We start from the raw sequence: 14,282 nt of genomic DNA, 5'->3' as shown, positions 1-14,282 counted from the left end.
AGAGCATATTTAAATGAATATTAAGATTAATACACGCACTGAAAAAGATTTATTGGGTTTTAAAGAAATTCCTGAAAGTTGCTATTATGGCGTGCAAACATTAAGAGCAATTGAGAATTTTAATTTAAGCCAAAGTAAATTAAGCCAGTTTCCTCATTTTGTTAAAGCACTGGCAAAAGTTAAATCTGCTTGCGCCTATTCTAATTTTAAATTAAATAAAATTGATGAAAATAAAAACAATGCAATTCAATATGCTTGTCAGGAAATTTTGAATAATAAGTACCATGAACAATTTATGGTTGATATGATTCAAGGTGGTGCAGGCACTTCAACGAATATGAATATCAATGAAGTTGTTGCAAATATTGGCTTAGAATATTTAGGTCATAGCAAAGGTGAATATCAATATTTACATCCAAACAATGATGTCAATATGTCTCAATCCACCAATGATGTATATCCGACAGCCATTAAAGTGGGACTGATTTCTGCTATTGAACAACTGAATACGCCGTTCACAAACTTAATTGGAAGCTTTAAAGCCAAGTCTGAAGAGTTTTCTGATATTTTGAAAATGGGACGTACTCAATTACAAGATGCTGTGCCGATGACATTGGGTCAAGAGTTTGGTGCTTTTGCTGCTACTTTGCAAAGTGATTTGAATAAACTGAATCAAATCATGCCAGATGCTTTAAGCGTAGTAAATTTGGGTGGTACTGCGATTGGGACAGGGATTAATACCGAAGTGAAGTATCGCGAATATGCGATTGAGTCACTTTCTGAAATCACGCAACGCAAGATCAGCAGCGCACCTGATTTAATCGAAGCAACCTCTGATATGGGTGATTTTGTTTTGCTATCTAGTTTCTTAAAACGTACGGCCACGAAGCTTTCAAAAATTGCAAATGATCTACGTTTATTATCAAGTGGTCCACGTGCAGGATTAGGTGAAATTTATTTAGAGCCACGCCAACCAGGTAGTTCAATTATGCCTGGAAAAGTGAATCCTGTGATTCCTGAAGCAATGAATTTAATTTGCTATCAAGTGATTGCAAATGATCTAGCGGTGACTCTAGCAGCTGAAGCAGGACAATTACAGTTGAATGCAATGGAACCTTTAATTGCATTTAAATTATTTGAGTCGATTGAGTTGTTAGGTAAAGCGATGCAAATGTTCCAGCTTAAGTGTATTGATACAATTCGTGCCAATGCTGAACTTTGTCAGTCTCAAGTTGAAAACTCGATTGGTATTATTACCGCATTAAATCCGTATTTAGGTTATGAAACGACCACACGTATTGCTAAATTAGCCAACGAAACAGGTCAGGGTGTACTTGCTTTAGTTAAAGCTGAAAACTTGATTTCTGAGCAAGTATTAGCGGATATCCTCGCAGTAAAAAATATGGTACATCCTAAGCAATCTGCTTAAGTTTCGTTTGAAATTTAAAGCGTGCTTGAGCCAAGAAATACCCATCAAGTATTTCTTGGCTTTCAATTAAAAAAGCCTTTCTTAATCATTGCAAAGTTTTATATGCCATGTCTTAAATAAATAAAGTAGGCTTCAATAACTTAAAATTTACATTTTCAATACTACCGAGATACAACGACTACAAAAACAAAAAAAGACGCATATGTGAGAATATTAGCAATCATATGATTTTTATTATTTTAGGTGATGCTTATGAATCATACTTTATTTGCAATCAATAAGCTTCATGCTCAGCCAAGTCACACCGACAATATTCACAAAGTTATGTTCTGCTGAAAAATTTTCATGTGGATTCGGAAGAATTTTTGAGTCCATTTTCATCGCCATTTAAATTTTTTTTAAAAGAGACATCTATGTTTTCTCCTTATATTCATGCATTTGCATTGTTTTTCTCATTATTGAATCCATTTCTAATGAGTGTATATATGGTTGGAATGATCCGTAATACAGATGCAAAGATATTTAATAAAGCATTAATTCAAGGCTGTCTCATTGCATTCGGTGTCTTCATTCTCTTTGCATGGGGCGGAGAAAATATTTTTAGTCGCTACTTAAATGTCCGTTTTGAATCATTCCAAATTTTTGGCGGCTTAATCTTTTTGGTGATTGGTTACCGTTATGTATTTCAGGGTGCTGAAACCATTGGTGAAATGCGTGGTGCACCAGAACATTTAGCTGGAACAATTGCCATGCCATTTATGATTGGTCCAGGAACGATTAGCGCAGCAGTGGTGACCGGTGTGAGTGTGCCATTTACAGGAGCTATTGCCGTTATTGGAGTTACACTTATATTAACCTGTAGTATTTTGATTCTAATGAAATATGGTCATGATCACCTACGTTATAAACATGCCAAGTATATTGATCGTTATTTTGATATTGTCGGGCGATTATCAGCATTGCTGATCGGTACAATTGCAATTGATATGATTGTAAATGGCGTGGTTGGTTTGATTGCTTCTGCAAATATTGGTCAATAATTTTTTATAATTTGAAGAAATGTGGATATTTTTATTATAAATATTTACTTGGTTTTTTTAGAGCAAATAGCAACAAATGTCATAATTGTAATCAATTTGAAATCATTATCGGCAAATCATAAAAATGGGTGATGATGTTTTATGCATTTACACGTATTTTTATGGTTGGGAATGAACGATAATGTTTTGGCTACATTTCTATGAGTTGTATCCATGTATCAATTAGATCAGTTGAACCAAGTAACAGATGATCAAGCAGAGCTGACGATGTCTGTTTTAATGACACCTGATATGGCAAATTTTTCAGGTAATGTTCACGGTGGAGCAATTCTCAAGCTTCTAGACCAAGTTGCTTATGCTTGTGCTAGTCGTTATTCGGGTAGCTATGTTGTGACTTTATCTGTAGATAAAGTGAATTTCAAAGAGCCGATCTATGTAGGTGAGCTTGTTACATTCTTAGCAAGTGTAAATCATGTTGGTCGTACTTCTATGGAAGTGGGTATTCGTGTCGAAGCACAGAATATTCAGAAACGAACCATTCGCCATACCAACACTTGTTATTTTACGATGGTGGCTGTCGATGAACAGCGTCAACCGAAAGAAGTCCCAAAGTTAAATTTAGATACAGATTGGAAACGTTGTCGTTTTGAAGCAGCTGAACAGCGTAAAGAAATGCGTTTACAAGAAGTCCATCAACCTTCATGTAGTATTTTTAAGAAAACCACAATTTGATGGGCTAGTAGTCATAAGGATTATTCTAAAAAAGATCGAACCGCAGCATGGTTCGATCTTTTACATTTGAAATGAGTCGTTTTAAATCATTACAAATGATGCTCTAAAAGTTCTGGAGGAACCCTAAGATCAGCTTAGTTGGTTGCTGGTGTTGATGCTGGAGCAGCTTCACTTGCTGTTGCATCCGTTACAGCACCCTGAGTTTCAGGTTGTTCTTGAGTTGATACAATGACTTTCTCTTCAGTTGGTTGAGTTTTTTCATGGCCTGAAGCAGCGAAAGTTGTTGCAGCAGCTAAAGTAAGAGTCGTCGCTAATAGAGTTTTGATAAGTTTCATATGTTTGGCATCCATATTTAAATTTAAAAGATTACAGCCTAAATATTTGATCAGACGCTTTTGCGAAATCCCAAGTCTTGGCATGAGGTTCATGCTAAGTGCCAAACTTTTTTACAGCAATATCCTTAACAATCTTTTACGCCAAGCTTAACAATATGAAATAAAAATCAGCAAAATGTTGCTTCCTTGTAATATCCACGGATATTTATACCACTTTAAATGTATGCAAATATGTTTTTTTGAATAAAAAATAAGCATCTCCTTTACGTGTTTAGAACACAAATATTAGATTAGAAAATTCTTTATTATTGAATAAAACTATAAAAAATTAATAGTTGATAAATAGTATGGATTAATGTTGTGATGTATTTATCTTTTTTTTATAAAATGGTGATACTTTTTGTTTTTAGGGTGGAGCTAAAAATTCTTCCTGTTTTATAAGAATTCTCGATAAAATGAGGAAAAATTCATGATGAGAATGAAGTGAAACTCCTCGCTCAACAAGCCGTACCCACACATATTATTTCAGGATTTTTAGGTGCGGGTAAAACCACTTTATTACAACATTTATTAACGCAAAAACCTGAGCATGAAGTTTGGGCTGTTTTAATGAATGAGTTTGGGCAAATTGGAGTAGATCAGCAACTGATTACGCAACAACAAGGTTATGCCGTTAAAGAGTTATTAGGTGGTTGTCTCTGTTGTAGTAGCCAGTTGCCGATGCAAATTGCGCTTTCAAGGTTATTAACTGAAAGTAAACCAGATCGTTTATTTATTGAACCAACAGGTTTAGGTCATCCCACTCAGTTACTTGAGCAATTAACAGAAGTTCATTGGCAAAGCAGTTTGAGCATGCGTGCTTTAGTGATTGTAATTGATGGTAGTCGTTTACATGATCAGTCGTGGGTTCAGCAGAATTTATATACAGATCAGCTTAAAGCTGCACAAATTGTGGTTTTGTCACATATAGATTGTATGACTGAAGCTGATCATCAGGCTTTCTTCGCTTTAAAAGAAGAATATCAGGCGTATGTCCAGTTTTGGATTGAAGCCGAAAATGGATTAGTTCATATCGAGCAGTTGGATGTGATTCAACAACCTTTAAATCGAAAAATTCAACCGTTACTAAAATTGCAAAAAACACAATCTATGGCTGAACAGCAGGCTGAAATAAAACAGTTACCCTATCATTATGTTGAAACTGCGCAAGGATACACTGTGGCTGGTTGGAAGTTGCCAAAACGATGGCAATTTAACTTTTATGATTTGTTAGATGTTTTATGCTCGCAAAAAGATTGGGTTCGAATTAAAGGGATATTCAATACTGATCAAGGTTGGAAAACTTTTAATTTTAATACTCAGCAGTTTAACTATAAGTCTTCAGAAGAAAGTATTGATAATCGCGTTGAAGTGATAGTACAAACACAGCAGGACTGGTCGACATTTGAGGCACAATTATTAGCAACTAAAATCAATGAAACTGCATAACTAAGAGCAATATTCATCGTATTCTGCATAGTAAAATAGAGTATGCTTAGCGCCAAATTTGAGGACATGATTTATGGCGTTAAAAGCAACAATATATAAGGCAGACTTAAATATTGCCAATATGGATGAACACATCTATGCAGACTATCAATTGACTTTGGCGCAACATCCATCTGAAACGATTGAACGATTAATGGTGCGCATTTTGGCTTACGCACGATTTGCTCATGAGCATTTAGAGTTTACTAAAGATTTATTTGAAACGGATGAACCAGCTTTATGGCAAAAAGATCTGACAGGTCTTTTGGAAAACTGGATTGAAGTTGGTTGTCCATCTGAAGATAAAGTTAAAAAAGCAAGTGCGCGTTGCAAAAAAGTAGCTGTAGTAACTTATGGCTCTCAATCAGTCGATTGGTGGCAGAAAAATACCAAAATTAAAACTTTAAATAACGTTGAAGTTTGGCAATTAAGCACGCAAACCACTCAAGCGCTTGAACAGTTATGTGAGCGCACGATGCAATTACAGTTGAATATCATGGATGGTGAATGGACTTTGTTAAGTGACAAAGGTCAAATCGACATTCAGTGGACACAATTGCAATAATCAAATCTTGCAGAGAGATTAGAGAGGAAAATATGAGTACAGAACTCGAAATTATTGATTTAAAATTGGGCGAGGGTAAAGAAGCAGTTCGTGGTGCTTTAATTACGACTCACTATACAGGTTGGTTAGAAGACGGAACTAAATTTGATTCTTCGATTCATCGTGGCAATTATTTTGAAACAGTAATTGGTACTGGGCGAGTCATTAAAGGTTGGGATCAAGGCATCATGGGAATGCGTGTGGGTGGCAAACGTAAATTGGTTGTACCTGCACATTTGGCTTATGGTTCTCGCAAAATGGGAAAAATTATTCCAGCCAATGCCAATTTAACTTTTGAGATCGAACTTTTTGATGTCAAAACACGTGATGAATGAACAGTTTAAGTATTTATATAATAAGCGATTTAATTGATTTTATTGATTAAATCGCAACCCTAAAATGGCAGTACAAAAACAATACAAATAATATTTTTTATAATAATTTAAACCATTGAATTTTAATGATTTTATTTTTATCTGTTTTTTTGCGCATTCTTCCGAAAATCATTGATTCTATAGAAAGTTCTGTATATCTTTGATGAAAAGAGCAATGTATTCTTAATCAACTTTTTCGAAAAAAATGTGATGTGAATTTAACTTTTGGGAAAATTGCTTTTTAACACACCATATATCGTTGATATAACTCACTAATATGGTTAAGTAAATTATAAAAAATGTTTGTTTATATTGAACAGGTAATAAAAATTTAAGTGAGTAGAGGTAGGTATGAATGATTATTTGGATATCACCGCATCAGAGTTATTAAAAGAGTTACATAATTTCTTCCTGATCGATACGTATGATGGTACAGAAACAGGCTTCTGGGTTAATGAAAAAGCCTTAATCGATAAGCATTATTGGATGGATGGGGATAACAAGGTTGAGATCGTTAGAGAACTTAGCCCTACACATCAGCATGCTCATCATGATTATCGCATTACACTATTGTCACCAGAAGAAGGAAATATTGTTTTATTGGAATACGATGGTGTGAATAAGAAAATTCAAACTTTCCGTCGTGGTGAATGGGTAAACCGTTTGTATAAATATTTCTACCAAAAAGAGCGTTATTATTTACAACAGTTAGCTGAGCATCCTAACTTCCAGCTTATTGAATACTAATCTATTTAATAAATAGCGGCCCGATAATAATTTTATCGGGCTTTTTTGTATGGTTTTAAGCTCATTTTATATTGATATATATTTCATAAAATAAACTTTTAAGCTTGTTTTCAGCTTCTAAAATTATAACTACAATCCGCACATCCTGTTGGACTGATCAACTTTTATATTTCTGTGATTTAAAGACCAATATAGATAGTTTGTCTTCAACATTTTTCAAATATTGAGAAGATATCTCCATGTCATCACTTTTAGTGTCTCCGACCATAAAAAATTTATTGGGTCTTATATTCGCTGTAGCGACATCTATGACAACGTTTGCAGCTAGTCCCAAGATTGATGCTTCAACGTTAACAGTTATTGGATATCATGAAATCATTGATCGGAAAGATGCTCTCATCCCAAGTTATGCTGTCAACTCGCAACAATTTAGTGAGCATATTGATTGGTTGAAAAAGAATGGTTATCACTTTATTAATGTGGATCAATTATTAAAAGCGCATCAGGGGAAATATAAATTACCTAATAATCCTGTTTTATTAACGGTTGATGACGGTTATCAATCATTTTATCAAAATGCATATCCAATTATTCGTGCGAAAAAGATTCCAGTTGTTTTAGCTGTAGTCGGGTCTTGGTTAGAGCCGAAAGAGAATCAAAAAGTAGATTTTGGTGGGGAAGAAATTGCACGAAATAAAATTTTAAGTTGGGATGAACTTAAGGAAATGCAAAGTAGTGGCTTAGTTGAAATCGCAAGCCATAGTTATCATTTACATCAAGGTGTGAACGCCAATCCACAAGGTAATTCTGAGCCTGCTGCAATTACTCGAATTTATGATCCTAAAACCAAAACTTATGAATCTGATACAGATTATCAAACAAGAATTTATCAAGATTTAAAACATAATAATGACCTGCTCAAAGCACATGGTTTGCGTTCGCCACGCGTAATGGTTTGGCCTTATGGTCGTTATAATATGCAGCTAGTGCAGACATCTAAGCAACTTGGTATGCCAATTACCATTACGCTTGATGATGGTGCCGACCATGCCAAGCAATCGTTGCAAAATATGAGTCGTATTTTGATTCAAGGTAATATGTCAACCAATGCTTTAGCACAAGAGATTAAAAATCGTGAATTAAATCTGAATGATAACAATCGGCCGCAAAAAATCATGCATGTCGATTTAGACTATATTTATGATCCTGATCCTCAACAAGAAGAGCGTAATTTAGGTAATCTTTTAGACCGTATTAATGGTATGGGTATTAATACTGTTTATTTACAAGCCTTTTCTGATCCTGATGCCAATGGGTCGGCTGATATGGTGTATTTTCCAAATCGGCATATTCCAATGCGTGCAGATTTATTTAATCGAGTGGCTTGGCAGATACAAACTCGCACTTCAGTACAACGACTTTATGCATGGATGCCGATGTTGGCTTGGGAATTACCTAAAAATGATCCGACTGCAAAAGACTTAGTACAAACCCAACAAGCAAAAGCAGATGAACATTTAAATATGGGCTACATCCGTCTCAGCCCATTTTCACCTGAAGCACGACAAACAATTAAAGAAATCTACCAAGATCTTGCCAAATCTACACCGTTTGATGGTCTATTGTTCCATGATGATGTGACTTTATCTGACTACGAAGATGCAAGTCCTCAAGCACTAGCTGCTTATGCGAAGCAAGGTTTACCCACTGATCTTGCACAGATTAGAAATAATGATGCTTATTTGCAAAAATGGACAGCTTATAAAACCAATTACTTAGATGATTTTGCAATTGAACTGGCTGGTGAGGTGCGTCAATATCAACCTTATTTGATGACTGCACGCAATCTGTATGCGCAAGTGGCTTTAAATGCCTATGCCGAAAACTGGTATGCACAATCGTTGGAACAATCTCTTAATCGATACGACTTTACTGCAATTATGGCAATGCCATATATGGAGCAGGTTGATCGTCCAGATCAGTTTTATACAAATATTATGAATCGGATAAAACAGTATCCGAATGGTATTAAAAAGACAGTCATGGAGTTGCAAGCAACCAATTGGAGAAATGATCAAAAAGTTCCATCTGAAGAAATGGCATCTACGATCAAGTCTTTGTATCAGCAGGGCGCAATGCATATTGCTTACTATCCAGATGATCCAATCAAAGCTCATCCAGATGTTGAAACCATGCGTAAGGCATTTGCATTAAAATCATCTCAATTAGTGCCATAGAAGAATGACTATGATCAGTTTGATAAATTCGATATGGGCTTTTGCGATTAAATTTGTTTTCTACTATCCATTATTTATGTCGTACTTATGGATGGTTGGGGCAATTATCTTTTACTGGAAAGAACGAAAGGAACCTCCTTATCAACAACCAGCGGCTTTAACCGAATACCCTAAAGTCGCAGTATTGGTGCCTTGCTTTAATGAAGGAGACAATGCAGAAGAAACGATTAGCCATGCTCTTAAATTGGATTACCCAAATTTTGAAGTGATTGCGATTAATGATGGTAGTTCTGACAACACTGCTGAAGTGCTCGATCGTTTGGCAATGCAATATGAGAAATTGCGTGTAGTGCATTTGGCGCAGAATCAAGGCAAAGCTATGGGTTTGCAAGCTGGTAGCCTGATGACAGATGCAGAATTTCTAATCGGAATTGATGGTGATGCGTTGCTTGATCCACATGCCGCAAAATGGATGATTCGTCATTTCTTAGAGGATTCTACGGTGGCTGCTGTGACAGGTAATCCGCGTATTCGTACACGTTCGACTTTATTGGGACGTATCCAAGTAGGGGAGTTTTCTTCTATTGTTGGTATGATCAAACGTGCTCAACGTACTTTTGGTCGTTTATTCACGGTATCAGGGGTAATTACTGCATTTCGTAAAAGTGCAGTTCATCAAGTAGGTTATTGGTCACCGAATATGTTGACCGAAGATATTGATATTACTTGGAAGTTACAACGTGCAGGTTGGGATGTGCATTTTGAGCCAAATGCGCTTGTTTGGATTTTGATGCCAGAAACCTTAAATGGTTTATGGAAACAACGTTTGCGATGGGCAATGGGGGGAGCGCAGGTTTTAATTAAAAATATAGATGTATTCTTTAAGCCGAAGCTTAACTATTTGTGGCCTTTGATGTTTGAGCTTTGTTTGACCTTGGTTTGGTCGTATCTCATGTTGATTATGGCTGTCATATGGTTATTACATTTCTTATTTACCATACCGACATTCGCAATAGTTAGCTCTCCATTTTTACCATATGGTAGTGGAATTTTGTTAGGTGCGACCTGTTTAATTCAGTTTGCTTTAAGCAAATGGATGGATAGTCGTTATGAACCGAACTTAGGGAAAAACTACTATTGGATGATATGGTATCCCTTTGTGTTCTGGTTGATTACGATTACTGCTACAATCGTCGCCTTTCCAAAAGTGCTATTGCGCGCTGATGAAAAACGCGCACGTTGGATTAGTCCAGATCGTGGAATCCGATGAATCGCTAAGATTCATTTTGCTGAGTAAGAGAAATGAAAGCTAATAGTTTGATTATAGATTTACGTCGCCAGCTCCCATGGCATAAACGTTATTTTTCTACGACAACAACAGCAATGATGTGGGCGGGGTGGTTATTATTATGGCGTCCATTTATTTTGGTTTGGGTGCTGATTGAGTTACAAAAAACACATATTGCTCAACGATTGATGGCAGCATTTAGTGATGGGATTGAGCGTGGAGTTGTCGCATTATTTATGTGTGCGATTGCATTGTTGTTGTGGGGATTATTACCTGCAAAACGTGTGCATAAAAAACATGCCATTGAAAAGACATTGCCAGAATATGCACGTTATTTTGAATTGTCAGAGCAAGAGATTCAAATAGGTCGTCAGCAAAAAGTGAGTATCGTACATCACGATGAGAATGGTAAAATCATACGCGTAGAATAAAACTTATTGTTTTAAATCAATAACATCAAATGCCTTAATTAAAGATTAAGGCATTTTTTATGATCTGCTCTTAAATTTCAGACATAAAAAAACCAGCTTATGCTGGATTTTTATTTGCACCATATTTCATTAGTTGAAATATGGTGCCCGAGGCCAGACTCGAACTGGCACGCTTTGTGGGCGGGGGATTTTAAATCCCCTGTGTCTACCGATTTCACCACTCGGGCATGTGCGCAATAATAGAGGACACTTTAAAACTTGGCAAGAGCTAAACTGACTATTTGCTTTCTTTTCAATCAATTCATGTGCTTATCTGATGAAAAATAAGCATTGTCATTTAAATTTCATGATTCTTTCATCAAACTGAGATTAAAGCTTCATCTTAGATAATTAATTTAAGTCATTTATTTATAGTGAAAAATTAAGGTAGCTATTCAAATGACAGTAAAAATTTCACGACGGGAACTTATTCAAAAAAGTCTATTTGGTTTCGGGGCATTATCTTTATCTGCGGGGTTTACAGGGTGTAACGACAGTTCAGATCAAGAGACAGCAAGATTACAAGTGAATTTTGAACATGGGGTTGCCAGTGGTGATCCTTTACAGGATCGCGTGATCTTGTGGACACGTTTGACGCCCAATGACAGTAGTGCACGTCTGCAAGTGACATGGGAAATTGCTTTAGATCAGCAATTCAAACAAGTTGTTAATGCGAACAAGGTAATTACTGCAGCAGCACAAGATTTTACTGTAAAGGTAGATGCAACTGGGCTAAAACCAAATCAAAGCTATTTTTTCCGTTTTATTTTTGGCGATAAGATTTCACCTATTGGACAAACTAAGACTTTACCAACCAGTACTTCTAAAGTCAGTTTTGCCGTGTGTTCATGTTCAAATTATCCAGCAGGATATTTCTATGTGTATCGTGAGATGGCCAAGCAAAATGTTGATGTAGTGATTCATTTGGGCGACTATATTTATGAATATGGTGCGGATGGCTATGCAGCAGAGGATGCAGTTAAACTTGGGCGGAGTCTCGCGGCAGACAATAATAAAGAAATTATTAAATTGGATGATTATCGCAAGCGTTATGCGCTATATCGTAAGGATAAAGACTTACAGGCATTGCATCATCGTCATCCATTTATTGTGATTTGGGACGACCATGAGTTAGCCAATGATGCATGGCGAGAAGGGGCTGAAAATCATACAGAAGAAACGCCAAACGCAAAGAATGAAGGTAAATTCTCTGAAAGAAAGCTAGTGGCTTTACAGGCTTATTTTGAGTGGATGCCAATTCGTCCTGTAGATAACCAACATATTAAGATTTATCGCCAATTTGATTTTGGTAATCTGGTTCAATTAACGATGTTAGATACGCGAATTATTGCGCGTGATGAACAGTTGGGCTATGCAAATTATATGACAGTAAATGGTTTGGATATTGCAAAATTCCAAGCAGATTTAACCAATCCAGCACGTACTCTAATGGGGTATACCCAACGCGATTGGCTGATTGGAAAACTACAACAGTCGACAGCAAACTGGAATGTACTTGGTCAGCAAATTCTGATGACTAAAATGTTGGTTCCAGCAGAGTTACTGCTTGCTTTAGCTGAAATTACCGCAGGTAATCCAAGTGAGGCTACTTTAAGTAAGATGAACGCGCAAATCACTGAGTTGGTCACTTTAAAGATTCGTCTACAAAAAGGTGATCCAACTTTAACGTTGCAAGAAAAAGCACGTGTCCTAACGGTTGCACCTTATAACTTGGATGCATGGGATGGTTATTTTGCTGAGCGTGAAATTTTATATGGAACTTTGGCACAGCTAAAGAAAAAAGTGGTGGTGTTGGCCGGGGATACGCATAATGCATGGTCATCCAATTTATACAGTAAGGATGGGGCATTTGTTGGTGTTGAGTTGGCAACCAGTTCAGTATCTTCACCGGGCTTGGAAAAGTATTTAGATATTCCACTAGCACAGTTACAACAGTTTGAATTTGCCTTCACGACATTGATTGATGAGTTGAGTTACTGCAATTTAAATCAAAGAGGATATTTAATTGTCCAATTTGATGAAACTCAAGTCCAATCACAATGGGTATTTGTCGATTCCATCAAAAAGCCTGAATATGCGATAGATACAGTGCGAGGTCATCAATTGAGTTTAGATAAAAATTTATTGCCAGTAAAAGCAGGGCAGCAAGTGGCTTAAGTTTCAAAAGTGGTGTGGAGCCAAGTCAAAGGACTTGGCTTTTTTATATTTTATAAATTTCAGATAAAAAAAACCAGCTTACGCTGGATTTTTATTTGCACCATATTTCATTAGCTGAAAAATGGTGCCCGAGGCCAGACTCGAACTGGCACGCTTTGTGGGCGGGGGATTTTAAATCCCCTGTGTCTACCGATTTCACCACTCGGGCTTTACCAATGGAGGCGGAGGTCGGAATCGAACCGGCGTACACGGAGTTGCAGTCCGCTGCATGACCACTCTGCCACCCCGCCATCTCTTGGTGATGCACATATTAGCAATCTTTAGAAAAAAAACAATAGTGTTTCTAGCGAATATGCACATAAAAACAACATCTAAAAGAATATTGCTCAAATTATCATGTATTATTTACCCAATTGATTGATACCCACTTTGGAGATGCGCTGTGGCATTGGTTTTAGACGGTCGTGCATTGGCAACACAAATCGAAGCTGATTTGTTAGTACGTGTAGAAGCATTAAAAACAAAATCGGGGCGTACCCCAATTTTAGCAACAATCTTGGTTGGTGATGATGGTGCATCTGCAACTTATGTACGTATGAAAGGTAATGCTTGCCGTCGTGTCGGAATGGATTCATTAAAAGTTGAACTGCCGAAAGAAACGACCACAGAACAATTATTGGCTGAAATTGAAAAATTAAATGCAAATCCTGATGTACACGGTATTTTGCTGCAACATCCAGTGCCTGAACAAATTGATGAAAGAGCGTGTTTTGATGCGATTTCTTTAGAAAAAGATGTTGATGGTGTAACTTGTCTTGGTTTTGGTCGTATGGCAATGGGTGAGTCTGCTTACGGTTCTGCAACTCCAGCAGGCATCATGACGATTTTAAAAGAAAACAAGATCGAAATTGCAGGTAAACATGCGGTAGTTGTTGGTCGCTCAGCTATTTTGGGCAAACCAATGGCAATGATGTTATTGCAAGCCAATGCAACCGTGACCATTTGCCACTCACGTACTCAAAACCTTTCTGAGTTAGTGAAGCAAGCCGATATTATTGTCGGTGCAGTTGGTAAAGCTGAATTAATTCAGAAAGATTGGATTAAACAAGGTGCTGTGGTCGTTGATGCTGGTTTCCATCCACGTGATGGCGGTGGTGTAGGTGATATTCAATTAGTGGGTATTGAAGAAATCGCATCTGCTTATACTCCCGTTCCAGGTGGTGTGGGGCCGATGACGATTACGACTTTAATTCGCCAAACTGTAGAAGCCGCTGAAAAAGCCTTAGGTTAAATATCCACTTTAAGCCCTTCTGAATAGAGG

13 protein-coding genes and 3 tRNA genes are annotated in these 14,282 nt (G+C 36.9%); 12 read left to right on the top strand and 4 right to left on the bottom strand.

What is annotated here, in order from left to right; genetic code table 11:
• Positions 1 to 13 precede the first annotated feature (13 nt).
• From F933_RS16115 to F933_RS16105, 3 genes are all read left to right on the top strand, one after another.
• Positions 14 to 1,429 (top strand): aspartate ammonia-lyase, encoded by a 1,416-nt coding sequence (locus tag F933_RS16115; protein WP_005055222.1) that lies wholly within the window; start codon positions 14 to 16, stop codon positions 1,427 to 1,429.
• Between the two features lie 413 nt (positions 1,430 to 1,842).
• Positions 1,843 to 2,469, top strand: a complete 627-nt coding sequence (locus F933_RS16110) for a MarC family protein (RefSeq protein ID WP_005055219.1) — start codon at positions 1,843 to 1,845, stop codon at positions 2,467 to 2,469.
• Between the two features lie 213 nt (positions 2,470 to 2,682).
• Positions 2,683 to 3,201 carry an acyl-CoA thioesterase gene (locus tag F933_RS16105; RefSeq protein WP_005055217.1) on the top strand — a complete coding sequence of 173 codons (519 nt, stop codon included), beginning with the start codon at positions 2,683 to 2,685 and terminating at the stop codon, positions 3,199 to 3,201.
• 134 nt (positions 3,202 to 3,335) lie between these two features.
• Here F933_RS16105 and F933_RS16100 read toward each other — a convergent pair whose 3' ends face one another.
• The gene (locus F933_RS16100; protein WP_034711238.1) at positions 3,336 to 3,536 is read right to left on the bottom strand and encodes a hypothetical protein; all 201 of its coding nucleotides are present in this window, start codon (positions 3,534 to 3,536) and stop codon (positions 3,336 to 3,338) included.
• A 483-nt stretch (positions 3,537 to 4,019) separates the two neighbouring features.
• Between F933_RS16100 and F933_RS16095 the strand changes: the two genes are divergently transcribed.
• From F933_RS16095 to pgaD, 7 genes are all read left to right on the top strand, one after another.
• Positions 4,020 to 5,024: a CobW family GTP-binding protein gene (locus F933_RS16095; protein ID WP_005062940.1), complete on the top strand. Its 1,005-nt coding sequence runs from the start codon at positions 4,020 to 4,022 to the stop codon at positions 5,022 to 5,024.
• 73 nt (positions 5,025 to 5,097) lie between these two features.
• Complete coding sequence (locus tag F933_RS16090) at positions 5,098 to 5,628, top strand: YaeQ family protein (protein WP_005062938.1); 531 nt, start codon at positions 5,098 to 5,100, stop codon at positions 5,626 to 5,628.
• Between the two features lie 32 nt (positions 5,629 to 5,660).
• Positions 5,661 to 6,002: an FKBP-type peptidyl-prolyl cis-trans isomerase gene (locus F933_RS16085; RefSeq protein ID WP_005062937.1), complete on the top strand. Its 342-nt coding sequence runs from the start codon at positions 5,661 to 5,663 to the stop codon at positions 6,000 to 6,002.
• Between the two features lie 390 nt (positions 6,003 to 6,392).
• Positions 6,393 to 6,788: a hypothetical protein gene (locus tag F933_RS16080; protein WP_005055208.1), complete on the top strand. Its 396-nt coding sequence runs from the start codon at positions 6,393 to 6,395 to the stop codon at positions 6,786 to 6,788.
• Between the two features lie 239 nt (positions 6,789 to 7,027).
• Entirely contained in the window at positions 7,028 to 9,025 is a 1,998-nt protein-coding gene (pgaB, locus tag F933_RS16075) for a poly-beta-1,6-N-acetyl-D-glucosamine N-deacetylase PgaB (protein ID WP_005062935.1), read from the top strand.
• A 10-nt stretch (positions 9,026 to 9,035) separates the two neighbouring features.
• A complete protein-coding gene (gene pgaC, locus F933_RS16070) occupies positions 9,036 to 10,295 on the top strand; it encodes a poly-beta-1,6-N-acetyl-D-glucosamine synthase (RefSeq protein WP_005062933.1) in 1,260 nt (419 codons plus the stop codon).
• Positions 10,296 to 10,327: 32 nt separating this feature from the next.
• Positions 10,328 to 10,744, top strand: coding sequence for a poly-beta-1,6-N-acetyl-D-glucosamine biosynthesis protein PgaD (pgaD, locus tag F933_RS16065; RefSeq protein ID WP_005062930.1), 417 nt, complete (start codon positions 10,328 to 10,330; stop codon positions 10,742 to 10,744).
• A 141-nt stretch (positions 10,745 to 10,885) separates the two neighbouring features.
• Here pgaD and F933_RS16060 read toward each other — a convergent pair.
• A tRNA-Leu gene (locus F933_RS16060) sits at positions 10,886 to 10,971 on the bottom strand.
• 211 nt (positions 10,972 to 11,182) lie between these two features.
• Between F933_RS16060 and F933_RS16055 the strand changes: the two genes are divergently transcribed.
• Complete coding sequence (locus tag F933_RS16055; RefSeq protein WP_005062927.1) at positions 11,183 to 12,961, top strand: alkaline phosphatase D family protein; 1,779 nt, start codon at positions 11,183 to 11,185, stop codon at positions 12,959 to 12,961.
• A 122-nt stretch (positions 12,962 to 13,083) separates the two neighbouring features.
• Here the strand turns inward: F933_RS16055 and F933_RS16050 are convergent.
• Both F933_RS16050 and F933_RS16045 read right to left on the bottom strand, forming a co-directional pair.
• A tRNA-Leu gene (locus tag F933_RS16050) sits at positions 13,084 to 13,169 on the bottom strand.
• An 8-nt stretch (positions 13,170 to 13,177) separates the two neighbouring features.
• Positions 13,178 to 13,251: transfer RNA gene (locus F933_RS16045), tRNA-Cys, on the bottom strand.
• Between the two features lie 152 nt (positions 13,252 to 13,403).
• On the opposite strand from F933_RS16045, the gene folD reads away from it, so the two are divergent.
• Positions 13,404 to 14,252: a bifunctional methylenetetrahydrofolate dehydrogenase/methenyltetrahydrofolate cyclohydrolase FolD gene (gene folD, locus F933_RS16040; protein WP_005062925.1), complete on the top strand. Its 849-nt coding sequence runs from the start codon at positions 13,404 to 13,406 to the stop codon at positions 14,250 to 14,252.
• Positions 14,253 to 14,282 lie beyond the last annotated feature (30 nt).

This window comes from Acinetobacter beijerinckii CIP 110307 (genome assembly GCF_000369005.1).
Taxonomy (GTDB): Bacteria; Pseudomonadota; Gammaproteobacteria; order Pseudomonadales; family Moraxellaceae; genus Acinetobacter; species Acinetobacter beijerinckii.
The sequence above is the reverse complement of the archived record's forward strand: the minus strand, read 5'-3'. Positions and strand labels throughout refer to the sequence as shown.